Origin of the sequence: Mammaliicoccus sp. P-M59 (assembly GCF_022386135.1) — a bacterium.
GTDB classification, from domain to species: Bacteria; Bacillota; Bacilli; order Staphylococcales; family Staphylococcaceae; genus Mammaliicoccus; species Mammaliicoccus sciuri_A.
In genome coordinates, this window is record NZ_JAJNJJ010000002.1 from 99,102 (window position 1) to 126,045 (window position 26,944).

Annotated in this window: 20 protein-coding genes; 3 read left to right on the top strand and 17 right to left on the bottom strand. The window is 32.1% G+C overall.

Annotation, left to right across the window (positions count from 1 at the left end; all coding sequences use genetic code 11):
- Positions 1–8: 8 nt before the first annotated feature.
- From LQ617_RS05555 to LQ617_RS05590, 6 genes are all read right to left on the bottom strand, one after another.
- Positions 9–1,316, bottom strand: coding sequence for an LLM class flavin-dependent oxidoreductase (locus tag LQ617_RS05555; RefSeq protein ID WP_239739855.1), 1,308 nt, complete (start codon positions 1,314–1,316; stop codon positions 9–11).
- Between the two features lie 370 nt (positions 1,317–1,686).
- Positions 1,687–2,235 carry a TetR/AcrR family transcriptional regulator gene (locus tag LQ617_RS15980; protein WP_037589126.1) on the bottom strand — a complete coding sequence of 183 codons (549 nt, stop codon included), beginning with the start codon at positions 2,233–2,235 and terminating at the stop codon, positions 1,687–1,689.
- 32 nt (positions 2,236–2,267) lie between these two features.
- Complete coding sequence (locus LQ617_RS05565; RefSeq protein WP_126477454.1) at positions 2,268–4,604, bottom strand: MMPL family transporter; 2,337 nt, start codon at positions 4,602–4,604, stop codon at positions 2,268–2,270.
- Between the two features lie 207 nt (positions 4,605–4,811).
- A complete protein-coding gene (gtfB, locus tag LQ617_RS05570) occupies positions 4,812–6,131 on the bottom strand; it encodes an accessory Sec system glycosylation chaperone GtfB (protein ID WP_239739856.1) in 1,320 nt (439 codons plus the stop codon).
- Positions 6,124–7,629 (bottom strand): accessory Sec system glycosyltransferase GtfA, encoded by a 1,506-nt coding sequence (gene gtfA / locus LQ617_RS05575; RefSeq protein WP_239739857.1) that lies wholly within the window; start codon positions 7,627–7,629, stop codon positions 6,124–6,126. The genes gtfB and gtfA overlap by 8 nt, the downstream gene beginning before the upstream one ends.
- Positions 7,630–7,772: 143 nt before the next feature.
- Positions 7,773–12,764 carry a MucBP domain-containing protein gene (locus LQ617_RS05590; protein WP_275590249.1) on the bottom strand — a complete coding sequence of 1,664 codons (4,992 nt, stop codon included), beginning with the start codon at positions 12,762–12,764 and terminating at the stop codon, positions 7,773–7,775.
- Between the two features lie 327 nt (positions 12,765–13,091).
- On the opposite strand from LQ617_RS05590, the gene LQ617_RS05595 reads away from it, so the two are divergent.
- The 3 genes from LQ617_RS05595 (at position 13,092) to LQ617_RS05605 (ending at position 16,400) form a co-directional block, all read left to right on the top strand.
- On the top strand, positions 13,092–13,835 hold the full coding sequence (locus LQ617_RS05595; RefSeq protein ID WP_239739858.1) for an amidohydrolase family protein: 744 nt from the start codon (positions 13,092–13,094) through the stop codon (positions 13,833–13,835).
- Positions 13,836–14,495: 660 nt separating this feature from the next.
- Complete coding sequence (locus LQ617_RS05600; RefSeq protein WP_239739859.1) at positions 14,496–15,647, top strand: ArgE/DapE family deacylase; 1,152 nt, start codon at positions 14,496–14,498, stop codon at positions 15,645–15,647.
- Between the two features lie 24 nt (positions 15,648–15,671).
- Complete coding sequence (locus tag LQ617_RS05605) at positions 15,672–16,400, top strand: NAD-dependent protein deacylase (RefSeq protein ID WP_239739861.1); 729 nt, start codon at positions 15,672–15,674, stop codon at positions 16,398–16,400.
- A gap of 659 nt (positions 16,401–17,059) precedes the next feature.
- On the opposite strand, the gene LQ617_RS05610 is transcribed toward LQ617_RS05605, so the two are convergent.
- From LQ617_RS05610 to hxlB, 11 genes are all read right to left on the bottom strand, one after another.
- Positions 17,060–17,818: a DeoR/GlpR family DNA-binding transcription regulator gene (locus LQ617_RS05610; RefSeq protein ID WP_239739862.1), complete on the bottom strand. Its 759-nt coding sequence runs from the start codon at positions 17,816–17,818 to the stop codon at positions 17,060–17,062.
- 28 nt (positions 17,819–17,846) lie between these two features.
- Positions 17,847–18,632, bottom strand: a complete 786-nt coding sequence (rhaD, locus tag LQ617_RS05615) for a rhamnulose-1-phosphate aldolase (RefSeq protein ID WP_239739863.1) — start codon at positions 18,630–18,632, stop codon at positions 17,847–17,849.
- Positions 18,633–18,807: 175 nt separating this feature from the next.
- Entirely contained in the window at positions 18,808–20,160 is a 1,353-nt protein-coding gene (locus tag LQ617_RS05620) for a PTS galactitol transporter subunit IIC (protein WP_119651126.1), read from the bottom strand.
- 30 nt (positions 20,161–20,190) lie between these two features.
- Positions 20,191–20,466, bottom strand: coding sequence for a PTS sugar transporter subunit IIB (locus LQ617_RS05625; RefSeq protein WP_119651125.1), 276 nt, complete (start codon positions 20,464–20,466; stop codon positions 20,191–20,193).
- A 2-nt stretch (positions 20,467–20,468) separates the two neighbouring features.
- A complete protein-coding gene (locus LQ617_RS05630; RefSeq protein ID WP_239739864.1) occupies positions 20,469–20,924 on the bottom strand; it encodes a PTS sugar transporter subunit IIA in 456 nt (151 codons plus the stop codon).
- A gap of 2 nt (positions 20,925–20,926) precedes the next feature.
- Positions 20,927–22,321 carry an FGGY-family carbohydrate kinase gene (locus LQ617_RS05635; protein ID WP_239739865.1) on the bottom strand — a complete coding sequence of 465 codons (1,395 nt, stop codon included), beginning with the start codon at positions 22,319–22,321 and terminating at the stop codon, positions 20,927–20,929.
- 3 nt (positions 22,322–22,324) lie between these two features.
- Positions 22,325–22,993, bottom strand: a complete 669-nt coding sequence (locus tag LQ617_RS05640; RefSeq protein WP_239739866.1) for a class II aldolase/adducin family protein — start codon at positions 22,991–22,993, stop codon at positions 22,325–22,327.
- A gap of 12 nt (positions 22,994–23,005) precedes the next feature.
- Positions 23,006–23,614, bottom strand: coding sequence for a histidine phosphatase family protein (locus LQ617_RS05645; protein WP_239739867.1), 609 nt, complete (start codon positions 23,612–23,614; stop codon positions 23,006–23,008).
- A 152-nt stretch (positions 23,615–23,766) separates the two neighbouring features.
- Positions 23,767–25,191: a PTS mannitol transporter subunit IIBC gene (locus LQ617_RS05650; protein ID WP_345773042.1), complete on the bottom strand. Its 1,425-nt coding sequence runs from the start codon at positions 25,189–25,191 to the stop codon at positions 23,767–23,769.
- Positions 25,191–26,366 (bottom strand): mannitol dehydrogenase family protein, encoded by a 1,176-nt coding sequence (locus LQ617_RS05655; RefSeq protein WP_239739869.1) that lies wholly within the window; start codon positions 26,364–26,366, stop codon positions 25,191–25,193. Before LQ617_RS05655 ends, LQ617_RS05650 begins: the two co-directional genes overlap by 1 nt.
- Positions 26,367–26,374: 8 nt before the next feature.
- Positions 26,375–26,932 (bottom strand): 6-phospho-3-hexuloisomerase, encoded by a 558-nt coding sequence (gene hxlB, locus LQ617_RS05660; RefSeq protein ID WP_239739870.1) that lies wholly within the window; start codon positions 26,930–26,932, stop codon positions 26,375–26,377.
- Between the last annotated feature and the right edge of the window lie 12 nt (positions 26,933–26,944).

Sequence of the window (26,944 nt, forward strand, 5' to 3'; positions counted from 1 at the left end):
AATCGTTCTTAACTATGTTGCTTTGCATAACTTAATCCAATTTTTTCTCGTAATGTTCCTTCGTTATAATCTTCTTGTACTAATCCTCTATCTTTTAATATTGGAACCACTTTATCTACAAATAATTGGAATTGTGTAGGATTGAGTGGTGCCATAATATTAAAGCCATCTGCAGCACCTTTCGTAAACCATTCTTCCATTCTATCTGCAACATCTTCAGGCGTCCCAACGATAATATGATGACCTCTTGCGCCAGCTACATGTTTCATAACATCTTCAAGTGTAGAATGATGTTTCTTAGCTGTTTCTTTAATCAAATCAACACGACTTTGAATATTGTTTCCTTGATCTATTTCAACATCCTCAAATGGTGTATCTAATTCATATCCACTTAAATCTGTATCACCTAAATAAGAAGATAGTAATTCTAACCCCATTTCTTTCGGAATCAAATCTTGCAACTCGTTATAATTTCTTTCTGCCTCTTCTCTCGTTTCACCAATAAACGGGAATATTCCAGGCATAATCACAACATCTTGGTGATCGCCTCTTTTTTCTTTAACTTTACGTTTTAAATTTTCCGCAAAACGCACAGCTGCATCCACATCATTTTGAGCGGTAAACACGACTTCTGCATACTTAGCCGCAAAATCAATGCCTTTCTTAGAAGAGCCAGCTTGCACAAGTAAAGGGTGAATTTGAGGCGGTTGTTCAATATTTAATGGACCTTTCACACTGTAAAATCGTCCTTTGTAATCAATCGTCTTAGGTTGATAATCAGGCAATAATCTACCTTCATCATGTAACTTTTCAGGATTCACATCTTCCCATGAATGCCATAACTGTTTAGAAACTTCTACAAATTCATCCGCTTGCTCATACCTTAAATCATGATCCACATTATTTGTTCCATTAAAATTTGATGCAGTCGCATTAATTCCAGAAGTAACAATGTTCCAACCAGCTCTACCATTACTATAATGATCTAAAGAAGCAAAGATTCTTGCTAGATTGAACGGTTCAGAATATGTCGTTGAACCCGTTACAATTAGACCCAAATGCTTCGTTTCTCTAGCTACAATAGACATGAGTGATAAAGGTTCGAAAAATGAAAACATATCAGGATGTGTCTTCTTATCTACATACAAACTGTCTGATACAAACAAGAAATCAAACTTAGCCTTTTCCAAAATCTTTGCCTGTTCAATCGTCTTCTCTAAATTCATACCACCCTTTTTGATAGACTCAGGATGTCTACTACTCGCAACATGATGTCCAAAACCTGTTAAAAAATATCCTAATTTCATTCTTTTCATCTTTGTTCCCCTCCATTATTTATTATTCCGATTGGATTAATAAGAAATATCTTACCATTGTCTATTTATAGAGTCAATTTACAATTTTCAAAAAATTTATTTTTAAAAATAAAAATACCTACCAACATCAATTATTGGTAGGTATAGATAAATTCAATTTATATAAAAAGTCGAAAACTTATTTTTTCTTCTTTTTCTCTTCCATAATCGCAAGAATAATAAAGCCAACAATGAATACAGGAATGAATGCAGCAATAAACATCATTTGAAACACCTCTTATCTTAATATTCTTTATATCATGCTTATCATACCAAGAAATAAGATAAGGTCATAGTAAACAAGTGTGGTGGGATGGGAAATTAATATTTACTACGACGCAAACATTCTAGATAAGGTGTTAAGTATGTTATCTAAATCTTTTTCATTAATTTCAACGTCTTCGGCTACGTAATTTTCTAATATAGAGAGTACTGAAGCGACATATGCTGCGATGATAATATCAATATGTGATGAATCATATATATGCCCTGATTCTTTAATATGTTGTTTGATACCTTCTGACATATTCTTTTTTAATATATTTTGTATAGATGCTTTCTTATTAGATATCACTTGAGAAAATGCATCTTTATATTTATCTACAATTTTTATCAATTCTTTTAAACATTTCTCTGGCGAGAGTGTTATATCTGTAAAAACTGCTTCATGTTCTATGATGTAATCTAAGCATGAGGACAACAAATGATATTTGTCTTCAAAATGGGCATAAAAGGTTGTTCTGTGCACCATTGCTTCATCACAAATTGCCTGTACTGTTATTTCATCGAAACTTTGTTTTTCTAACAATGTGATAAGTGATGTGTGCAATAGTTTGTATGTCTTTTGTACTCTTAAATCCCATTTATTATATGATTTCATTTGTAAATCCTCCTTTGTATTCATTTTGGCATTTATGATTTTTTAATGAGTTCTGCCAAAATTTTATTAATGCTTTCAATATTTTTACTTTGTTGTTTCAATATATCCAAAATTTCTTCTTTATTTTGTTCATCGACTTCAATATGCTGATCTATTAATGGACTATTGATATGCATATTCGTTTCGGATGTAGGTTGATGATATGTTTGATTTTGCTTAGCTGTATGTTCTAAATCACGACCTTCGATATCAATATGAGGAATCAGTTTGCTTAACCACGCTGGTACAAACCATGTTGCTTTTCCTAATAAAGTTGTAAGTGCCGGAATTAATGTTAATCGTACTATAAATGCATCAAACAATACACCTAAAGCTAATGACAGACCCATTGATTTAATAATTGGATCTTCTTGGAATACAAATGCGATAAATACTGAGAACATAATCAATGCTGCTGCAACGATAACTGGACCACTCTTTTTAATACCTAATTTTACGGCCAGTTTATTATCTTTAGTCTTATTATATTCTTCATGTATTCTCGACATTAAAAATACTTCGTAGTCCATTGCTAGTCCAAATAATAAACTGATGAGAATAACAGGTAACATCGCAAATAGTGGACCTGGTGTATCAATACCGAATAGTTCTGACATGACACCATCTTGCATAATAAGAGTTGTGATACCCATACTTGCTAATAGCGATAGTATAAATCCTAATACAGCTTTTAGAGGTACGAGTATAGATCTAAATACAACCATTAATAAAATGAACGCTAGTGCGACTATGACGCTCGCAAATAGTGGAATACTCTTATTAATTTTCTCTGCCATATCAATGTTGATTACACTTTGACTTGATACTTCCGTTTTGAAGTTATAATCTTTTTTAGCATCATCATTATAGTCTCTTAAATCATGTACTAATTGATTCGTCGTTTCGTCATTTGGTCCTTTTTCTGGAACGATAATTACTAAAGCATAATCTTTATTCTCGCTCATCATAGGCGGTAAGACAGTATCAACATTTTTGATGTCTTTTACATCTTTCGTTAAACTTTGTAAATCTTGTTGAAGTGCCTGCATATCATCTTTTTTATTTTTCACATTCACAAGCATCGCGATTTGACCGTTATAACCTTCACCGAATTTATCAGAAATAATGTTGTATGCTTTATGTTGTGTTGTATGGCTAGGATTCATGCCATCATCAGGAATACCTAAACGCATATCTTTTACTGGAATAATCGCTAATACAATGATGATTAAACCTACAAGAATAGCCAATAACGGCTTATTAACAACGAATTTTGACCAGAATGAATCTGCATCATTTTTATTTTGAACGTTCTGTTTATTAGGTTTAATATGCTTATGGAATATACCAACTAATACAGGTACTAACGTAATCGCTGTTAACATAGCAAATATGACGCTAATAGCTGCAACTAAACCTGTAGTCGTTAAGAAATCGATGCCTAACACTGATAAACCTAATACAGCAATTAAGACTGTAACACCTGCAAATACGACTGCACTACCAGCAGTTCCCGTTGCTAAACCGATTGCTTTTATTGTGTCAGGTTCATCTCGCTTAATTTCTTTATATCTCGAAAGAATAAACAATGCATAATCAATGCTTAAAGCTAAGCCAATCATAACAGCAAGCGTTAACGTTACATTTGGGATATCGAATGCTAATGTAAATAGCGATATAATGCTCACACTTGTACCTAATCCTATAATTGCACTGAGAATTGGTAAGCCTGCAGCAATTAATGACCCAAATGTTATTAATAAGACGATAAACGCTACTGCTACACCTACTATTTCAGAAGTAGCACCTACATCTGTAGTCTTCATACCTGTTCCAGTATATTCAACTTGAACATTATATTTATCTTCTAAATCATTAAATTTGTCTTGTACTTTATCTCTTGAATCATCTGATAATGCCGTTGCAGATACATCATAATAAACTTCTGCTATAGCTGTTGTCTTATCAGAACTAATTTGTTTCATTTCATATGGATCAGATATTCTATCAACTTTTTTGTCATCATCTTTAATACTCTTCAATGAATCTTGAATATCCTTTGAAATATCAGGCTTAACAATGCCCTCTTTATCTTCTGATTTTATAACGACACGAATTTGTGCCTTATCACTATCTTGATTAAAATGATCTTTAATTTTATTATTCGTATCGACTGATTTTAAATCATTCATCGTTAAATCATTATCAAACTTAGGGTTCGTAAGTAACATTGGTACTAATACTGATAAAAGTATAACCAACCAAATAGTAGCCCCCCAACCTTTATGTTTAGCCATAAAAGTCCCTATTTTATACAATACATTTGCCATAATCTTCCTCCTAATTTCGATTGTAGTTTAAACTATATTGACATAACTACAAGATAATGGAGTACTCACTTAAATAGTAGAGATAATTAAGGGCAAAATGTAAGATAAACTACATTAGAGCATGTAATGTAGTTTTAAATTTAAAAAAACAGCCAAGGCTTGTGCTATGCCTTGGCTGTAACTCTCTATTCTTTATTTACACATTTATTATTCAAACAGTGCTTCAAATGCTTGCGCTTGTATTGAACTTGCATGCTTCAATTGACTTTCTCGTTTAACATCAGCTAATGTAGGGTCCGCTTCTATCTCTTTTAACGCATGGATTAATTGATCTTTATGTTCTAACGAGAATTGATTTTCTTTCGCAATATAATCTGCATTATGCACTGTTTCTTTATATCCTAAAATCAATAACTGGTGCTCAAATGCTACTTTAATAGCATCCAGAATTTCATTACCTTTGTTAATATCTAAATAAATGTCGCATGTTTCATACAAAGTATGAATTTTCTCTTTAGTTGCTACAGGATATAGCGTGACATTATGATATTTATTAAGTTGAAGTAACTTTTGAGACATCTCAGTAATAGCAACAATATGAAATTGATATTGCGGATGAGCTTTAACGATATCTTCAATATGTGGAATCTGATCAGAGTTCGTTAATGTAAGTACATTGCGCGCTTCTTTATGATTATTTTTGAACTCGTATACATAACCTGCTTTCGCAATTCTACTTTGATGTTCAGATTCTACAAGTTCACGTACTTTATTGTATTCCTCGTTACTTGGTACTAAAATTTTACTACCTCTTGTCTTATCAGCTAACATAAGCTTCATATTTCCCGGTAAATTATCTTTCATTTGTTCTTGCCAATACAAATAGTCGTGTCCTTCTTCTTTTAAATCATGAAGGACTGCAAAAGGTATAGCTAAAGAATTGATTAAAAAGCTTTCTAAAGGCATTTCACTCATTTTCAAATAAAATATGACAAACTGTACTTTTGATTGAAAGATATATTCTTTATCATTCCATTTCAACATAATATCATTCGTTACAAAATTCTCACTTATGATTTCTTCATTTCGATCATTAAACCATCGTTTAACAATGCGTTTTTGATTATCATCAACCATTAATTGCGCATACTTTAAACCTTTATTATTATAATAATCAATGACTTGCGTCCTACCTTGTTTGTTCAACCATTCAATTCGCTCAACTATTCTAAAACCGTAGTTCTTCTTATATATAATTCTACCTTTTACTTCGCCCATATTTTTAATTTCTGCTGAATTATTATTACCTTCAATTTCCCAAAATCTTGGCAATGGCACTTGGTTAAAGAATAAAGGTTTTGAAGCATGATCATCATTATTTGCGAAAAACTGATAAGGTGTTATGACATTTGAAGGTAAGAAACCATCTTCTTCAATGACAATGGTCTGTACATTCACCTTTGCGTTCTCAAATGTTTTATAAAGTCTTTGTGTTCGTATATCGAAAGATTCAAATAGATTAATCATGTAGCACCTCTTCAATTAAGTGAAACCACTTTTGTTTAATATTGTCAGTCTTGTATTGTTCAGCAAGTTCATAAGATTTCTCATGAAATGATGAAGTATCATTTTTGAAAAATTGAACAACTGCATTGGCTAAATTATCGACGATTTCTTGTTCTGATTGGTGACTTTTATCGAATGGAATTAAATAACCATTTTCATGATGACTGATAAATGTCGTGTTTCCATAATCGACATCAAATCCTATCATCCCTAATCCAGAGCCGACAGCTTCCATCAATGTTAACCCGAAACCTTCGCTCGTTGAACCTGCGAAAAACAATTCATAATTCGCATATACATCTTGTAACTTCACATGTCCTAAAAGTTTGATATAGTCATTTGCTTCATTTTCATCGATTAATTTTTGAAGCATGTTTCTTTCAGCGCCTTCTCCGTATATATCAAATATCAAATCTGGAATAGATTGTTTTGCTTTGACAACGGCTTTTACTAACCAATCTATATGTTTTTCACTGGCTAATCTTGATGCCGTTATGACTGAATAAGGCTTTCTATTATCCGGTACAATCACATCATGAATACTACCAACAGGCACTGTATAAATCTTTGGAAGGTTGCCGTAATATTGATTAAATTGATTGCTGAGAACTGTTTTTTGTCGGTCTGTTGCTGCAATATAAAAATCAATTTCTCTTGAATGAGAAAATACATATTCATAATAATTATTCCATAGAATATAATCATCAGTTGTTGAATTTTCACTATAATGTTCAGCATGAATGACAACACCTAATTGAGACTCGCCTTTATTTTGAATAACAGGTTGAGCCATTCCTTTAGACCGGTCAATAAGCACAATATCCCTTGAAGTTAAATGCAGACATTTCATGAAATAAGCTACAAATTCCTCTTTAGAATAGAAAATTTGATCCTTAAACATATATAACTGACCGTTATTATTTAAATACTCGTTATAAGCAATAGAACCATCTTCATTATAGAATTGTCTCATATAAACTTTCGCTCTATTTTCATGTGGCGCATAATATTCCGAGAATGTTCTAGTGTAAGTATAGAAATCTTTCCTGATTAACTTTCCTCGAGAAACAAATTCTGCTCTATCCACATATGGCTTACCTTGTTCCTTTAGAAAACATGTCACGTATGTTTGATTCGTTTCACTAAACAACTTTACTATTTTTTTATTTTCTTCTCGACGTGTTATTTTCATATCAAGCGTATCAATTAAATTATTTATGGTATAAGTAGTAGGTGCAATTTTAATATCTGTAAAATATTGATATATCCAAATAATTTCATGATCATAATATCCCATATGACTTGTTAAAGTTTGAATGTTCTCACGTGTCATAAAGTCTAAAAATACAAATTTCAAACTTTCCTTTTGTTCACGTAGCATCTTAGCTCTATAAAATTGGGCATATTCGATGCCGCTACTTGCCCAACCAATACTATAATTAATATTATATATTGTCATAATAAGTCCCGTCCTTACAAATTATCATAATTATAAAAATTACAAACAAACTAACCTTCCGCAATTCTCTTTTTAAATAATTATATAATATTTGCATTTAATAAAACAAGCTAAGAGTGCAATCTCTTAGCTTGTTTTTAAAATTACTGATTATCATGATTATTTTTACGGCGACTTCTAAATAACAAAGCACCACCAAAGACTGCAAGTAAGCCACTCATCAAACCAGAATTCTGTTTAGTTTCACCTGTATCAGGTAACTTTTCATCATCAGAAGACTGATCACCATTATGATCCTTAATTTCATTAGAATCTGCATCTTCTTCAATATGATTATTTAAAGTATTTACTTCATAATTATCATCTTGAACAACATTGTTTATATTAGTATCAACTTTATTTGAAGTCTCATCTATATTCATAGCGTCACTTCCAATTTCGCTCATTGAGTCACTCATGCTTTCTGATGTACTTTCACTTGTTGATTCACTTGTACTTTCTGAATCACTTTCACTTGTTGATTCACTTGTGCTTTCTGAGCCACTTTCACTCATTGAGTCACTCATACTTTCAGAACTGCTGTCGCTTGTTGACTCACTCGTACTTTCTGATGTACTTTCACTCGTTGATTCACTTGTACTTTCTGATCCACTCTCACTTGTTGATTCACTTGTACTTTCTGAACCGCTGTCACTCATTGAATCACTCATACTTTCTGACTCGCTATCACTCATTGAATCACTTGTACTTTCTGAGTCACTTTCGCTTGTTGATTCACTAGATGATTCTGAAGTTATTTCTTCATATACATAAACTACAGTTTGCGGATCTCTAGTATAAACACCTGATTCACTACCATTAACTTCTTTGAGTTTATAATTACCAATTTGCTCTGGATGTGTCGAACTATAGTCTTCTCCTACTTTGCCATTCAATACTGTATCTGGTTGTATTGGGTTTCCATTCTCATCCACATATCTCACTGTTACATGACCGTCTGCTTTTTGATACACGTACGTCACTGTTTGATTGTCTCTTGAATATTCTCCTGTTGGGTTGCCTTCTGTTCCTAAATAATTGTATTCATTGATTTGTTCTGGATGTGTCGAACTATAGTCTTCTCCTACTTTGCCATTTAATACTGTATCTGGTTGTACCGAATTACCATTCTCATCCACATATCTTACTGTTACATGACCGTCTGCTTTTTGATACACGTACGTCACTGTTTGATTGTCTCTCGAATATTTACCCTCTGGGTTACCTTCTGTTTCTAGATAATTGTATTCATTAATCTGAGTTGGATGTGTCGAACTATAGTCTTCTCCCACTTTGCCATTTAAAGTTGTTGGTTCTTGAATTTTATTACCTTCTTCATCCACATATCTTACTGTTACATGACCATCTGCTTTTTGATACACATATGTCACTGTTTGATTGTCTCTTAAATATTCACCCTCTGGGTTGCCTTCTGTTCTTAAATAATCATATCCTTCTATTTCGCTTGGATGTGTCGAACTATAATCTTCTCCCACTTTGCCATTCAAAGTTGTTGGTTCTTGAATTTTGTTTCCATTCTCATCCACATATCTTACCATTACATGACCGTCTGCTTTTTGATACACATATGTCACTGTTTGATTGTCTCTCGAATATTCTCCAGTTGGGTTACCTTCTGTTTTTAAGTAATCGTATCCTTCTATTTCGCTTGGATGTGTTGAAGTGTAGTCTTCTCCTACTTTGCCATTTAAAGTTGTTGGATTTTGAATTTTGTTTCCATTCTCATCCACATATCTTACCGTTACATGACCGTCTGCTTTTTGATACACGTACGTCACTGTTTGATTGTCTCTCGAATATTTACCCTCTGGGTTACCTTCTGTTTCTAGATAATTGTATTCATTAATCTGAGTTGGATGTGTCGAATTATAGTCTTCTCCTACTTTGCCTTTTAAAGTTGTTGGATTTTGAATTTCAGTGCCTTCTTCATCCACATATCTTACTGTTACATGACCGTCTGCTTTTTGATACACATATGTCACTGTTTGATTATCTCTTGAATATTTACCCTCTGGGTTTCCTTCTGTTTCTAGATAATTGTATTCATTAATCTGAGTTGGATGTGTCGAACTATAGTCTTCTCCCACTTTGCCTTTTAAAGTTGTTGGATTTTGAATTTTGTTTCCATTCTCATCCACATATCTTACCGTTACATGACCGTCTGCTTTTTGATACACGTACGTCACTGTTTGATTGTCTCTTGAATATTTACCCTCTGGGTTTCCTTCTGTTTCTAGATAATTGTATTCATTGATTCGCTCTGGATGTGTTGAAGTGTAGTCTTCTCCTACTTTGCCATTTAAAGTTGTTGGATTTTGAATTTCAGTGCCTTCTTCATCCACATATCTTACTGTTACATGACCGTCTGCTTTTTGATATACATATGTCACTGTTTGATTATCTCTTGAATATTCTCCCGTTGGGTTGCCTTCTGTTCTTAAATAATCATATCCTTCTATTTCGCTTGGATGTGTCGAACTATAGTCTTCTCCCACTTTGCCATTTAAGGTTGTTGGATCTTGAATTTCAGTGCCTTCTTCATCCACATACCTTACCGTTACATGACCGTCTGCTTTTTGATACACGTACGTCACTGTTTGATTGTCTCTCGAGTATTCTCCCGTTGGGTTACCTTCTGTTTCTAGATAATTGTATTCATTGATTCGCTCTGGATGTGTTGAAGTGTAGTCTTCTCCTACTTTGCCATTTAAAGTTGTTGGATTTTGAATTTCAGTGCCTTCTTCATCCACATATCTTACTGTTACATGACCGTCTGCTTTGTGATATACATATGTCACTGTTTGGTTATCTCTTGAATATTCTCCCGTTGGGTTGCCTTCTGTTCCTAGATAATTGTATTCATTGATTCGTTCTGGATGTGTTGAAGTGTAGTCTTCTCCTACTTTGCCATTCAAAGTTGTTGGTTCTTGAATTTTGTTTCCATTCTCATCCACATATCTCACTGTTACATGACCGTCTGCTTTTTTATACACGTACGTCACTGTTTGATTATCTCTTGAATATTTACCCTCTGGGGTACCTTCTGTTTCTAGATAATTGTATTCATTAATCTGAGTTGGATATGTCGAGCTATAGTCTTCTCCTACTTTGCCATTCAAAGTTGTTGGTTCTTGAATTTTGTTTCCATTCTCATCCACATATCTTACCGTTACATGACCGTCTGCTTTTTGATACACATACGTCACTGTTTGATTATCTCTTGAATATTCTCCCGTTGGGTTGCCTTCTGTTCTTAAATAATCATATCCTTCTATTTCGCTTGGATGTGTCGAACTATAGTCTTCTCCTACTTTGCCTTTTAAAGTTGTTGGTTCTTGAATTTTGTTTCCATTCTCATCTACATACTTAGAAATAACTTGTCCGTTTGCTTTAACAAAGTAATATACAATATTTTGACCACTTGTTGTAAACGTTACTGTATCTGTTTGTCTATCAAATTGAGTTTCATACGATGCTGTCACATTTACAAAATCATACCCCTGATTATATAAAGCATTCTTTTTATTATCTATTGTTGCTTTCCCTTTAATATCACCTTCATACTCAATCGCAGGTGCTATTTCTTTTCCTGTATCTTTATCTACATATTTCACATTAGCAACACCTCTTGCTACATATGTAAATTCGGTAATTTGGAATTCTTGTCTGTTTGTGTATGCACCTGTAGACCCTGATAAAGCTAGCGTATAACTTTGATTAGGATCGATATATTCAGTCATATCTTTAATGAAATCGTAAGATTTATTTTGAGTATCTGTATACGTAATTTTCATTATTTTTGTTTTACCGTCATATTCAACTAATATATCAGTAAATTTATTTTGAATTGGTCCACCAACAAATTGCATTGTATCTTCATCTGTAACTGCCATGTTGTTTTTATCTGTAGATACGAATGCTCCCATTGTTTTTGTACGATTTTTACCAAATTCTTCAGGGTCTGGTACAAATGTAGCTTCTCCCGATCCGTTATACCAAGTATCTAACTTAAATCCAAATGCTTTAGGCAGTCCGCCGATACCAAGTCCTCCACCATATGAACCTATATCGTTAATCGAATTTGGATGGAATACAATACCGATTCCATCAGCACCTTTATTAGCTGCATTCTTATTCCCTAAATTTACTTTCCCTTTTAATTTAAAGCTTTGGGACATATCAATTTTACTATTTAAAGAAAAACTACCTTTTTTACTTGGTTCATCTGTAGTTAGAGTTACTATGCCAGTATTTTTATCGTACTTTGCATCCCCGTTTAACTTGAAATAATCTGTGAAATTATCTTTTGTTACTGTTGATGTGTTAGATTTAGCAGCGTTTGTAGCAGCTACACTCGCAACTTTCATACTTTGCGTATTCGCTTTAACACTTGCGACCTTTTTAGCAGTCTTCGTTTCTGTCACTTCAGGTTGAGTTGTATTGCTTACTTGAGTGTTTGTTTCTGACTTTTCCGGTTTTGTTGTTTCAGAAACTTTTTGTTCTTTACTTACTGTTGTTTCTGATTGCTTTTGTTTAGGTTCTTGTACTTCTTGTTTATTACTTACTTGAGATGAATTTTGTTCTTCTGTTCCCTGTTTTGTATCTGTAATTGTTTCTTTTGTTTCAGTTCCCTTTGGTTCTGACACTTCTGTTTCTTCATTGTGCGTCTCTTTTGGTTCTTGTTCTTTTGGTGATTCTTGTTTCTCATTAACATCTGTCGTTTCTATTTCTTTAGTAGCAGCCGTTTCAACTTGCTGTGATTCTTCTGTTTCTTGCGACTCTTCTGCTACCGGTTCTTGAACTTCAGATTCTTGCACTTCTGGTACTTCTTTTGTTTCTACTTGCTCTGTATCTTGTATCGTCTGTTCATTTCCCTGTTTTGTTCCCGTTACTTCTTCTTGCTTACTTTCTTGTTGCTCTGTTCCCTTAATTGTCGTTTGGCTTTCGTTCGTAAGTTTAGCTGCTTCTACTTCTCCATTACTAGAGATTAAAAATATCGCCCCGATTGCAACTGAACCAATACCTACTTTGAACTTTCTAATAGAAAATTTAAGATCCCGTTTTATTTTTCTCATCTTTCTTTTTCCCTTCACTATTTATAAATATTCTGTTGTTAATTATGTTTCACTCAAGTTTACATATTATACTATTTATACCTAACTAATGGTAGTTATTTTTGAAAAAATTTTAAAATATTTTTTAAAATGTTATCATTACTAGTTTTGTCAAACTTATTTTATAAACGTTTTTATTTAAAAATTAACTTCTTTAATGATTTTATATTTTAAAAACAACAATTGTGATGTTTTTCTATAACGTTTCCAAATAACCTATCATAATGAATTGATATTATTTAACTTGTTTCTCGTATAGTATAGTGATTTTAAAAGGGGGAATTTTTGATGAAGATTTTTGATGCACATTTTCATATTATTGATTTTAATTATGAAGTAAAAGAGAATAACGGCTATATGCCACCGAGTTATCTAACTGAGGATTATCAAGAAGAAACACAAAATATGAATATTGCTGGTGGTGCAATTGTATCCGGTTCTTTTCAAGGGTTTGATCAACAATATATACTTAAAGCACTAAGTGACTTAGGACCTGAATTCTGTGGTGTGACCCAATTGCCTTATAACGTTTCAGATGAAGAAATTGTTTCTTTGAATGACAAAGGCGTTCGTGCTTTAAGATTTAATGTTAAACGTGGTGGATCAGAGGACTTAGCACATTTGAGTGATTTCGCTAAACGTGTACATGACTTAGTAGGATGGCACAGTGAATTGTATATTGATTCAAAGAATTTACCAGACATTGAAGAAACGATATTATCTTTACCAGCCGTATCTATTGATCACCTCGGTCTGTCTAAGGAAGGTCTTCCAAATCTGTTAAGATTAGTCGACAAAGGCGTTCATGTAAAAGCAACAGGTTTCAGTAGAGTTGATTTAAATGTACAAGATACATTGAAAGAAATTTATCAGGCAAATCCAGATGCACTTATGTTTGGTACAGATTTACCATCAACACGTGCACCTAAACGCTTTACTTCTGAAGATATCCAACTCGTTCAAGATACTTTTGACGAAGCCGCAGCTCATAAAATATTTTATCAAAATGCTAAAGAATGGTATCGAAAGTAGAATGATACTGATAGTAATATAATAATTCAGTTTGTCTAGAAGTTTATATTTGGGAAAGATGTGAGTTTGTTCAGTCTTTAACTCACATCTTCTTCAATCTCTTGGCTTTACTCAATACTTAAGCCATGACTTTCGCTATCTCTTGGCTTTACTCACACATTAAGCCACGACTTGGACTATCTCTTGGCTTTACTCAACCATTAAGCCACGACTTCACTCATCTCTTGGCTTTACTCAACCATTAAGCCACGACTTCAGCCATCTCTTGGCTTTACTCAACCATTAAGCCACGACTTCAGCCATCTCTTGGCTTTATTCAGTACTTAAGCCAAGACTTGAGCCATCTCTTGGCTTTATTCAATACTTAAGCCATGACTTGGACAATCTCTTGGCTTTACTCAACCATTAAGCCACGACTTCGCCTATCTCTTGGCTTTACTCACACATTAAGCCACAACTTCAGCCATCTCTTGGCTTTACTCAATACTTAAGCCATGACTTCGCCTATCTCTTGGCTTTACTCACACATTAAGCCACGACTTTCATCAAATCCTTCACTCACATATCTCCATCTCCTCAATGTGTTTAATTTCAAAGTATAAGATTTCAGCTATATAATAGTAATTGAGATAAAAACTATATAGAAATGGAGTTTTGGTTATGAGTATATTTACTGATCAAGAGAAAGTAGACATTTTAGGAGATATAGTAAGTATTCGATCTGTTAATGATAATGAAATTGAAGTATGTGAATACTTGCAGAAATTATTAGCAGACCATAACATCGAGTCCGAAATCATTAAAATTAGTGAAACGCGTGCAAATCTAGTTGCTGAAATTGGTGAAGATGGTCCAATTTTAGGTGTTTCTGGTCATATGGATGTCGTTTCTGCTGGTGATGAAAGTAAATGGACATATGATCCGTTTAAACTGACTGAAGTAGATGGTCAGTTATTTGGTCGTGGCTCTGCTGATATGAAGTCTGGATTAGCTGCGCTTGTTATCAGCATGATAGACATACATGATCAAGGTTTATTAAAGCATGGTAGAATCCGTCTACTTGCAACGGCTGGTGAAGAAATTGCTGGTGAAGGTGCAAAAGCATTTCACGACAAAGGTTATATGGATGATGTTGAAGCACTCGTTATTGCTGAACCTTCCCAAGATAGAATTATTTATGCACATAAAGGCTCAATGGATATTCGCATCACTTCTCGAGGAAAAGCATCACACAGCTCAATGCCACATCTTGGATTTAATGCCATTTCACCGCTTGTAAAATTTATTTATAAAGCAGATGAAGGATTTACGAAATTCAATCAAACCAATAAACTACTTGGCGAACCAATTATGAATGCGACTATCTTCAATGGTGGTAACCAAGTTAACTCTATCCCTGAACACGCAGAGTCGGAATTCAATATTCGTACGATTCCTGAACATGATAATGATCAGTTCATTTCATATTTTAATGAAATTTTAAAACAAATAGAAACAGATAAGACAGATATTGAAATTGATACGTATATGTCTAGACCACCCGTTTACACAACAGGTCAAAATTCATTAATCGAGTTAGCTGTGAAAATGGGCGAAAAACATTTAAACACAACGCTTCCAACTGAAGCATCGCCAGGTGTTACCGACGCATCTGATTTATTAGTTTCTAAAGATGAGAACTTCTCATTTATAATGTACGGACCTGGTACAGTAGACCAAGCACATCAAGTAGATGAACATGTATCTAAAGATGCCTATCTTAAATTTATTGATTTATATACAGAATTCTTCCCTAAATACTTAGAAAAGTAATTCATTATAACCGGAGTGATAAACGTGAATACACAAATTCAACAACTTAAAAACATCATTGATTCATCTCAAGACATTACATTTTTTACGGGAGCAGGTATTTCGGTTGCTAGTGGTATACCTGACTTCCGCTCACTCGGTGGGTTATATGATCAAATCTCAGAAAATGGCTATTCCCCAGAATATTTATTAAGCACTGATTATTTACAAAGTGACCCAGAAGGATTTATGGACTTTTGTTTTCAATATTTACTCTTCACCGATAAAGAACCGAATATCGTGCATCAATGGATAGCTCAACTCGAAAAAGACCATCGTTCACTCGGTGTTATTACACAGAATATAGATGGTCTTCATAGCAATGCCGGCAGTCTAAATACAGATGAATTACACGGCACTTTAAATCGATTTTATTGTACAAAATGCCATCAAACATATACTAAATCTTATGTTATTGATAACCACTTACACCGTTGCGAATCATGTGGTCATACCATTAGACCAGACATCGTATTATATGGTGAAATGCTAGATCAAGACACAATATTCAAAGCATTAAACAAAATAAGAGAAGCAGACACACTCGTAGTACTCGGTTCATCCCTACTCGTACAACCCGCAGCAGGACTGATCTCAAACTTCGAAGGACAAAATCTAGTCATTATAAACAAAGACGAAACACCTTATGACGCAACAGCAAATATCGTCATACACGATGACATGGTAGCTGTTGTACAGGAGTTGTTGGGGTAAGTGAAACTTATAACATCTAAGTGTCACCTTTTATTCTTGATAACAAAATACACCCATGGTATTATTTAAGTATTAAAAAACACTCAGCAACTTTGGAAGGTCGGCTGAGTGTAAAAATTAAGGCGTATAGTCAATGCTATATTTCACCATGGCTTATTGAATTTAGTCGTTTGTGTTGCTGCACAAGCGACTATTTTTTATTGTCTTTTTTAAGCAATAAATAAATGGTAATAGGAAGTATTACTGTGTAAGTAATCTTGAATGTTAAATATATCTCTAGTTGCATACTTACATCTAAGCCCATATAATCACCTTCTTTCACCACGATCTAATAAGGCACGGTGAACATATAGGCAATCAATAAGCACGTTAATTTTTATGTACTAATTATAGCATGGTATCAAGGCTCTCAACATTTCAATACCTTATTTTTTTTGAGTAATAACATAAAAAGAGTCACAAGAATCTTGGTAATCAAGTTCTTGTGACTCTTTTCCTAATATATATAATGATATCTAACTAAATGGCCAAACTAATGGAATGAGTACTAAACATATAATCAATTGAATGATTAAAAATGGTAGTCCACATTTTACGTAATCCATAAATTTATAATTTCCTGGGATATAGATTTAATCAGTAGTATTAAATCTATATCCCTATACAATTATAACTTTAGTACCTTGTTTTTCCACTTTTAAAACAAATTCATCTGATATATTAATATCAGTTATCAAAATATCAACATCGTTCCAACTACATACTTTTTCTAGGTGGATTTTTTCTTCTTTCGAACTATCTGCTAACACAATTACCTTTTCTGCATTAGAAATAACTTGTTTTTTTATATCTGCTGAAAATATATGATTTTCACTTATAAACTGTGTATTCATACCACTAATACTTATATATGCAGTTTGAAAATGATAATTTTTTAATTCAGAAATTGCTTTAGGACCAACCACCTCTTGTAGCGCACTTCTAATCGTTCCACCAATTATATGTACATTAACATTATTTAATTGGCTTGATTCCATGGCAGTGTGAAGAGCACACGTTACTAAATTATAATGAAATTTTGTAGGTAAATATTTTATTAGAGCACTGATTGATGTACCAGCATCTAAAAAGATAGTATCATGCTCAGTAATATATGCAGAACCATATTTTCCTATTTTGTCTTTTTCTGTTTTGTGTATTTTTGTTCTATCTTTATATGGGTATTCAGTATGATTAGCATTGATACTTTTAGCACCACCATGAATTCTTTGTAGTTTATCCATCTCTTCTAAAGCTCTTAAATCACTACGTATTGTCGCTCCAGACACATTAAATTTCTTTATCAATTCTTCAACAGAAATGCGCTCATGTTCATTAACGTATTGCACAATCTCATTCCTTCTATCCCAAAAGGTCATAAATACACTTCCCTTAGTATTATACTATTTATATAATACCCTCTCTGATAGTCAAATTAAAATCTTTTTTTATTTCCATTAAATTTTCAGAACTAAGCACATTATTAAGTTCACCATTAGTAATAAGATAGATTTTTGCTGCTTTATTAACTGTTTCTATTAGTCCGAAACAATCACTAAAAGAAGTACCTGCAGAAAAAATTCCATGTTGTGGCCAAATCACTACTCTATGTTCTAATAGTTTCAAAGCTGATTCTTCTCCTATTTTTCTATTACCGCAAACCATCCATGGCATTAATCCAATACCTTCAGGTAAAAGAATAATACATTCAGTACATAAGCTCCATAAAGTTTTAGTGAATTTCAACTCATCTAATTCATGTTTTATCGTCATTGCTACTATTTCTGTTGCATGATTATGCATTATTATTTTATGATTAGGATCTACTTTCAATCTACTAGAGTGTCCTAATAAGTGCGTATATAATTCACTTGTAGGATAATTGGAATTATTAAATCCATATACTATTTCTACACAATCTAATGTGTCTGCAACTTTTATAACTCCTGTAAGATCATCTAAATGGTCTTTAATAACTCGAAAATGACTTCCAGATGCAGTAATAGCAATATATTTATTCCTTAAATTATTAGGTATATTTTCAAAATTTATAAATCGATTTGACTCAATAATTTCAAATTCATCAACTTCATCATCGCTTAGCAGATAACTAATATTCCCCGCGTTATATTCGTCCCAACCTTTCTGCCACATTTGAAAAGTAATATTACCTATTTCCTCAAGAATATTCATTGTTCTCTTCCTCCTTTCTCAAGTTTTTATAAAAAATTACTTCATATTTAAAATAATAAAGGTATAAACCAATCAATAGGCATATAAAAGTAAGTAAAATTTGACTCGATAAAAAACTATAAATAAGTATTATCGTTGAAAAGACTAATAGTAATTTATAAAATGTTTTCATTTTTTATAACGCCTCACTATCAGCATAACTTTTAGCTTTTTTTATCATACCTTTATACATCCAATAAAAGGCACCTAGCCAAACAATGGCTAAAGCAATAAATACTATATTACCTTCAGCAGCTAATCCAAATATATATCTAAAATCTGGTCCTTCAAAAGTCGACCAAGTTAACTGAGTACCTTCTTTTACCTTCACAACACCTGTGGAATTCGCTAAATCTGTAATAAAAGGTGCAAAGAATGTTGCTGCGTATAAAAATATAGGGGTAGTAATAATCCCCATTATTATCATCCTTAATAAATTACCTCCAGTTATTAAAAATGCTGCAACAAAGAAAGATATATTAATTATTCCTGCAAACGGTAATACCTTATTACCTGGTAAAGTAATAGCAAAAAGAATTGAAATTGGTATTAAGATAATTGCAGTTACCCATAGTTCATTTCTCCCAGCTAATACTGGCCAGTCTAAACCTATAAATACTTCTCTACCACTAAATTTCTTTCTCATAAATTCTGACACAGCGTCAGATATTGGAGATAAGGCTTGCATAAATAATTTAGATACCATAGGAAACAACGTCATTGCTGCTGCTGCTTTTATTGCTAAACCTAGTGATCCAGAAACTCCATAACCAGCCGCAAAACCTAGTAATAGCCCAATGATACCTCCCATTATATGATTTTCAGCAAATACTCCAATTTTTTCTTTCAAAGCATCTGCATCCATTTTCTTATTTAAAAAAGGTACTAAATCCATAAGTCTATTTAATGGATATAAAATAACAGCTAATAATGTTATGAAATGAGGAACAGTAATTCCTGGTATACCTGTCAATTTATTAATATGATCTCCCCATGCATCACCTGCTTTTAATTCTAAAATCACTTGAATTCCAGCAACTATAAACCCCATAATCATACTCCCTGAAATAGCAGACACCATTACAGCTGTAAATATCTTATTCCATACATTCCACATATCAACATTTAAAGTCTTAGTTAGATTTAATAAAAGCATGATAATATTTATTCCAACAGTAAGTGGAAACATTAGAAATGCATATGGCCACGCCCAAGAAATACTAGCCATACCTGTCCACCCACCATCTATAGCGGTTAATGTAATTCCCGTTAATTTTGCTAATTCTTTTGCCGCAGGACTAATTGCGTCTAACATAAATCCAACAACTAACATCATACCTGTGAAAGCTACTCCTAATGTAATAGCTGATGACAATGCATCTTTGAATTTCATCCTCACTATCATACCAATGACTAACATTATTAAAGGAACAAAAACTGCTGCTCCCAAATCTAAAACATAATTAACAATTATTTTTAAAGTTTCCATATACACAACCCCTTTAAATGGATATAGTTATCAACTAATTGCGTCTATAATTTTTTGCAGTTCTTGTTCTTGTCCCATTCCAGTTAAAAATGCAATTCCATCAATGACAGGAATATCGTATTGTTCTTTAGGCTTAGTTATTGCTACATATACATCTGCCGATTTTATAAATGTACTAATTGATTTTATATCTACCGCTTCAACTTCAGCACTTACTTTTCTTTCTTTTAATAATTTTTCAACCTTTGATGCTACCGTTTGAGACGTTGCTACACCTGACCCACATGCTACTATTACTTTTGCCATAATTATTCTCCTCCTATAAAGTCATTAATAACTTTTTCGATTTTAAATTTATTTTGTTCATTTATAATTAATTCCATTTCTTTTTCCTGCATAAATAAATTCATAAGTTTTGACAATACCTCAACCTGTCCCCCATCTTTAGTTACACCTAAAACAAATAATAATTTTGCTTCACACATTTCATCACCAATACCCATCTGAATAAATGATATTGGCTTTTTCAGTCGAATAAATGATATAAATGGTTTGATTAGATGATTAGGATCAGTATGTGGAATAGCCAATTCACACGTTTGTGTAACTAATCCTGTTGGATAATTTTTTTCTCTCTCTTTTATACTTTCTTTAAATGATTCTTTAACATAACCTTTACTAAGCATTTCACTTGAAAACCAATCAAAAAAACTATCTTTATCTTCATAATCACAATCTAGGTAAATTAAACTTTCATTTAACAAACTCAAATTATCAGATCCTTTCTATTCATATTCACTTCTAACCAATCAATATATTCCTTATACAAATCTTGATAAATTACAGAAGATTCATCTGGTTTGATAACCTCTTTTATTTCTACCATATTCTCAAATGTCTCTGATAAACTATTATATATAGTTTTTGAAGCTGCAATTAAAACAGCACCAAACGCTGCATTAGGATTTTTTGTGATTAGAATTTGTTTGTTTAAAATAGAGCTTCTAATTTGTAACCACGCTTTACTTTTAGTGCTGCCACCGGCTACGTATATTTTTTCAATTTTAGACCCTGTTAATTTTTCAATTTTTTCAAATGCCATTTTTTCAATGTATCCGACAGCTTCAAGTCCAGCTAAAAATTTTTGTTCTTTATTCAAATTTTTATTATCTATTAACTTAGCTTCACTATTGTAAAATGGGAATCTCTCACCATTTATTAGTAAAGGATAAATAAAATCATTGGAAGGATAAAATTCTTGTGCATAACTATTTAGATTATCAAGCTCGTCATTTCTGTACCATTTACTTATCCAATCTCCACCAATATTAGAAGCACCTCCTGGCATATAGTAGCCTTCAGGATGACGATGAGAATAAAAAATTTTATCACTTATTATTTTTTTAGTAACACCTTTTAAAACAAGTGTAGTACCTATTGTAGAACTCCATTGATTTAAACCAATTGCACCACTTGCAAATTGAGAAGCGCACCCGTCAGTTAATCCTGCAACTATTTGTATATTATTATTTATATTTAAATAGTTAGATAAATTTGGATCAATAAAAGATATAAAAGTTCCTGGTTCTACTACTTTAGGGAAATTATTAATGTCAAGACCAATTTTACTCACATCATTCCACGCTAAATTAGAAACATCAAAACCTGATTTTAAAGCATTAGTATAGTCAGTAATTTTATAAACACCCGTAAGCTTACCAATAATAAAATCTGTAGCATGTACCCATTTGTCTATATCTTTATACTTTTCATGAAAATTATTTTTGAACCATAACATTTTAGGTAATGAATAAGATGATTTCATAGAAATATTCATTGTAGCCTCAATTTCAAGTGCTTCTTTACTTGATCTATCATCAGAGTACATCAATGCATTGTGTATAGGCTTATTATCACTATTCAAAGGTATTATCGTCCCTGATGTAGAAGTAACTGAGATAGATACCAAATCATCACATCTAGTTTTAATATTTTTCAAACAGTCTAATATTGATTGCCACCAAACATTTGGATCTTGTTCTATACGCCCATCATCGAATTTAAATTCTCTACTTACTTCATCTAAGATATTGCCCTTGTCATCCGTTATAACAAGCCTTACACCTTGAGTACCAACATCAATACCCAGTATTTTTTTCAAACTTTAATCACCTCTTTTCAATAACTCCTGCCTGTATTTCTCTGCATCTAAATTCAGAATATCTGCAATTTCTTGTTCTGTAAGTATCTTTGGGATTCCTATACTCTTTGCATGCACAAATACTTCTGCTGCAGCTTCCACAATTGAAGTTCTAGTCAATGCCTCTTTAGATGTGCTACCTACTGTAATCAAGCCATGGTTTTCTAGTAATAAACCCGAACCTCCAACAATTTGATTTTTCACTACCTCATTTGCTAGTTCAACTGAACAAGGTTTTACATATTTAACTAAAGGCATATTCCCAGCTATAGCTACATGATCTGGAAATAAAAAAGGTATCTGTTTATATCCAGAACTTAAAATAGCTAATGTGAAAATTGGATGAGTATGAACAATAAATTTTATTGAATTATCTTTTAAATACATTAATCTATGCATTTCAATTTCTGATGAAGGTCTTAAATGATCATTTAAAATATTTCCAGTATTTTTATCAATTGGTACCCAATCACTTATTTTTACTTCATCTAAATTAAAACCACTTGGTGAAATCCAGATTACATCTTCATCAATTACACTTATATTTCCACCTGGTCCAGCTGCTAATTTTTGCTTGATAATTTCTTTTCCTAAAAACTCAAGTTCCAAATGCAAACTTTGCGAGATTTTCATTACAACACCTCTTTAAAATTTATTTATATAATCAACCTTTATTTCTTCTTTATTTACAGTAACTTTAGTTAAAGAAGCATTATCAACTTTTAACTTTCTATAAGAATAATTTGGCATTTCTAAGATGGCAACGATTAAAAGTCTTATGAAAGTATTATGTGAAAAGATTAAAACATTTTGATTTTTATCAATGTGTTTAAAATCTTCAATAAAAGTTAATGCTCTTCTTTTCACTTCCAAATATGACTCCCCTATTTCTCCAATTCTTACATTATCGTCATCCTTTGAAGTTACCCATTCATTCCATTCTTTAGGATAACGTTCCCAAATTTCTTGTTTAGTTAATCCTTCCCATTTCCCAAAATCCACTTCTATCACACGATTATCAATCTCAATTTCATCTGAATTTGTCATTAGTTTTGCAGTTTCTTTTGCTCTAATCAGAGGTGAGGATATAATTTTAGAAATTTCTATATTTTTTAATAAAAATTTGTTTTTAACAACTTGATATTCACCTTTTTTAGATAAGTTAATATCTGTACGTCCACAGTACATATCTCCATTTGCATTCCATTCTGTTTCTCCATGTCTAATAAAATATAAAGTAACTATAATTACCACTTCACTTTCATTTTATTTTCATTTGATTGTTAATTTGATAATAAACTAACAATTCTGATAAGTCAATAAAAATTTCATTATTATTGTAATTATATACAATATAAGCAAGATGATTAATTCAATAAAAAAAGTAGAATTCCCCATAAGGGATTCTACTTTTTGCTGCTTTTTATCTCATTTATTAATTCATCTATCTTAGAATCATTCAAAAAGTTACTAATAGGTACAATACGCGTGTTAGGATGAACCTTTTTCGTTCTATCAAGTAAGTCTTGGTGTACAACTATTATATTTGTATCTTGTGGTACATCTTCAATTCTATAATGTTTTACAAATATATCATTAACATTTTCCTTTTGCAGTTTCCTTCTAAATGTAGTTGCTCCCATTGCACTGCTTCCCATCCCAGCATCACATGCAAAAGCAATTTTGTCATAAGTATTATTCAAATTAATATTTTCATTTCTAATATCTTTTTTGCCTTCTTGTTTCATAGATTTTGATTTCTCTACATTTTCTTCAAATGAAAAGTCATCCATATCTTTTTTATCGTATTTTAGAATAATTGCTGTAAAAATAAATGTGACAATAGTGGCAACTAATACACCTGCAATTACCCCTAAATAATTACCTTTAGGTGTTAATATTAAATATGAAATAATTGATCCTGGACTAGGTCCAGCAACTAATCCCACATTGAATAATTTAAATGTAATAATACCAGACATACTACCCAATATCATCGGTATTAGTGTTAGTGGTTTCATTAATACATATGGGAAGTACAACTCATGTATACCACCAATAAAATGTATTACAGCTGCACCAGGAGCGGTACGTTTTGCTACTTTTTGACCAAATACTGAATACGCAAGTAACAAACCTAATCCAGCTCCAGGGTTAGAAGCTACCATGAAATATATAGATTTCCCGTTTTCTAAGGTGTTCTGTAATCCTAATGGATAATATACGCCTTGATCTATAACATTATTTAAGAATAAAATTTTAGCTGGTTCATTAATAATAGCTACTAATGGTAACATTCCAGCATTAACTATAAATTCTATTGAATTTGTAATTAATCCATTTAATAACTCAATGACTGGTCCAATGAATAGAAACGATAAAATCATTAGTAAAAAACCTATAATACCAATTGAAAAATTATTAACTACCATTTCAAATCCTGCTGGTATTTTATTTTCTAAATATTTATCTGTTTTCTTCATTATAAGACCACCAATTGGTCCAACTATCATTGCTCCTAGAAACATCGGAATATCGGTACCAATTATAAGTCCCATTGTCCCAATTGCTCCTAAAACCCCTCCACGATGTCCACCAATCATCTTACCACCAGTAAATGCCAATAATAGAGGTAATAAATAAGTTATAGAAGGTTCAACTAACATTGCTAGATTTTTGTTAGGAAACCATCCCTTTGGTATAAACAAAGCAGTAACTAATCCCCAAGCTATAAATGCACCTATATTAGGTAACACCATATTAGTCAAAAATCCACCAAACATTTGGACACGAGCTCTTAAAGATAATGATTTTTTCTCACTATTCATGATTATCTCCCCACATCTTCAAATATTTTTTCTTTATTATATTTAATGCTTTCATAGATATTCGTGATATCCTTTGCTAGCAGATCATCTAATTTCGAAATTTGCTTAACCGTATTTTCTATCCCGTTTCTGCTTATCGACTTTTGAATAGATTGTGACTCTACATCATCTTTGGAGTCATATAAATATGCAGATGCTATGATTTTTTTGCCGATACTATTATCTAAATTCATATTGTTTAACTTTTTAACTGGTGCAACTAATCGATCATCAGATTGTAATTTTCTAATTGGATCCCTTCCAACTCTATTTACACTGTCTAATATGCCATTTTGAGTATGTCTCTTGACAGTTTCTTTAATATACAGTTGTAACTCTTCTTCATCCATTTTATATTTAGTTATAAAATAGTTTTTATTTTCAGATAAGTAATTAATGACTAATTCATAAATTCTTTTATCTTTAGCTGCTTCTTGTATTGTAGGATAATCAAATAAGTGTCCAATATATGCAAAGGCTGCATGTTCAGCATTTACAAGGAATAATTTCCTTTCTATAAAGGGTTCTAAATTATCTACAAGGCGAACATTGTCAGAAAAGAATTTCTCAGCTTGAAACAATTCTTTCCTATTAATAACCCACTCATAATAAGGTTCAACTGAGGCAATTATTTCCCCTTCTCTTTCAATAGATAAACACTGTCTATCTATTGTGGAATTAGCAAAGTAGGCTATTTCTTGAATCTTATTAATCTCATTCTTTGTTGAGATTTTAATTATTTCATTTTTTAATCGATCAGTAGCATTTATAACATTTTCATTAGCTATAATATTAATAGTTTTTTTAGCCTTTTCTCTAATCAATAATCCTTCTTTTATAGTATGTGCTATCTTACTTAAATTATTTGCACCAACAGATGTTGTAATAATATCAGCTTTTTCTATCAATTCTTTAACTTTTTCTGGTTCATTAATACTATTTATCGCAGTAACTTCTGTAATATCAATGTAACTTCCAACATTGTTAAATAACTCTATTTTATAACTATTATTTTTATTAATATCTTCTATTACGCGATTATTTGTATCAATAAAACAAATTTTATAATCATTGCTATTTAGTATATTTCCAATCAAACCTCTTCCTATATTGCCCGCTCCAAAATGAACTGCTAACATTTTATCACCTACTCTAGGTTGGCATGATATTGCCAAAGATTTTTTATATCTATATTTTTATCTGATATGATTAATAGCGCTATTATATCTCCTAATATTAATAAAGATTGCTCAAATAAACTTGTCATTGGCTGAACAGACTCTATTTCATCATCTAAATTTAATTTAGTACGTACCGGTATTCTTATAAATAAATCCGTAAACTCTTTCATTGAGCTTGTTGGATTTGAACCAAAATGTACAACTCGTGCTCCATATTTTTTGGCTTTTTCAGCTATTATTAATGGAAAGGCACTTTGTCCACTGCCAGATCCAACAATCAACAAATCTTTTTCTGTAATTGCCGGTTCAGTTATTTCTCCTACAATTACAGTATCAATACCAATATGTGCTAACCTTTTTGCAATTGCTTTTAAAGATAGAAGAACACGACCTACACCAACAAAAAATACTTTTCGTGCAGAATTTATTTCCTGAATTACCTGTCCAACTTCTTCATTATTTACAACTGTCAATGTCTTATTTATTTCATTGACAATATCATTTTTAGCTTCAATATAATCCATAATAATCCCCCT

Excerpts from the sequence above, each read along its gene's own strand:
- LQ617_RS05610 (WP_239739862.1), bottom strand. The coding sequence starts at position 17,818 with ATGACCTTTTGGGATAGAAGGAATGAGATTGTGCAATACGTTAATGAA.
- LQ617_RS05640 (WP_239739866.1), bottom strand. The coding sequence starts at position 22,993 with ATGAAAATCTCGCAAAGTTTGCATTTGGAACTTGAGTTTTTAGGAAAA.
- LQ617_RS05590 (WP_275590249.1), bottom strand. The coding sequence starts at position 12,764 with ATGAGAAAAATAAAACGGGATCTTAAATTTTCTATTAGAAAGTTCAAA.
- hxlB (WP_239739870.1), bottom strand. The coding sequence starts at position 26,932 with ATGGATTATATTGAAGCTAAAAATGATATTGTCAATGAAATAAATAAG.
- gtfA (WP_239739857.1), bottom strand. The coding sequence starts at position 7,629 with ATGACAATATATAATATTAATTATAGTATTGGTTGGGCAAGTAGCGGC.
- LQ617_RS05600 (WP_239739859.1), top strand. The coding sequence starts at position 14,496 with ATGAGTATATTTACTGATCAAGAGAAAGTAGACATTTTAGGAGATATA.
- rhaD (WP_239739863.1), bottom strand. The coding sequence starts at position 18,632 with ATGAATATTCTTGAGGAAATAGGTAATATTACTTTTCAAATGTGGCAG.
- LQ617_RS05555 (WP_239739855.1), bottom strand. The coding sequence starts at position 1,316 with ATGAAAAGAATGAAATTAGGATATTTTTTAACAGGTTTTGGACATCAT.
- LQ617_RS05620 (WP_119651126.1), bottom strand. The coding sequence starts at position 20,160 with ATGGAAACTTTAAAAATAATTGTTAATTATGTTTTAGATTTGGGAGCA.
- LQ617_RS05655 (WP_239739869.1), bottom strand. The coding sequence starts at position 26,366 with ATGTTAGCAGTTCATTTTGGAGCGGGCAATATAGGAAGAGGTTTGATT.
- LQ617_RS05565 (WP_126477454.1), bottom strand. The coding sequence starts at position 4,604 with ATGGCAAATGTATTGTATAAAATAGGGACTTTTATGGCTAAACATAAA.
- LQ617_RS05625 (WP_119651125.1), bottom strand. The coding sequence starts at position 20,466 with ATGGCAAAAGTAATAGTAGCATGTGGGTCAGGTGTAGCAACGTCTCAA.
- LQ617_RS15980 (WP_037589126.1), bottom strand. The coding sequence starts at position 2,235 with ATGAAATCATATAATAAATGGGATTTAAGAGTACAAAAGACATACAAA.
- gtfB (WP_239739856.1), bottom strand. The coding sequence starts at position 6,131 with ATGATTAATCTATTTGAATCTTTCGATATACGAACACAAAGACTTTAT.
- LQ617_RS05595 (WP_239739858.1), top strand. The coding sequence starts at position 13,092 with ATGAAGATTTTTGATGCACATTTTCATATTATTGATTTTAATTATGAA.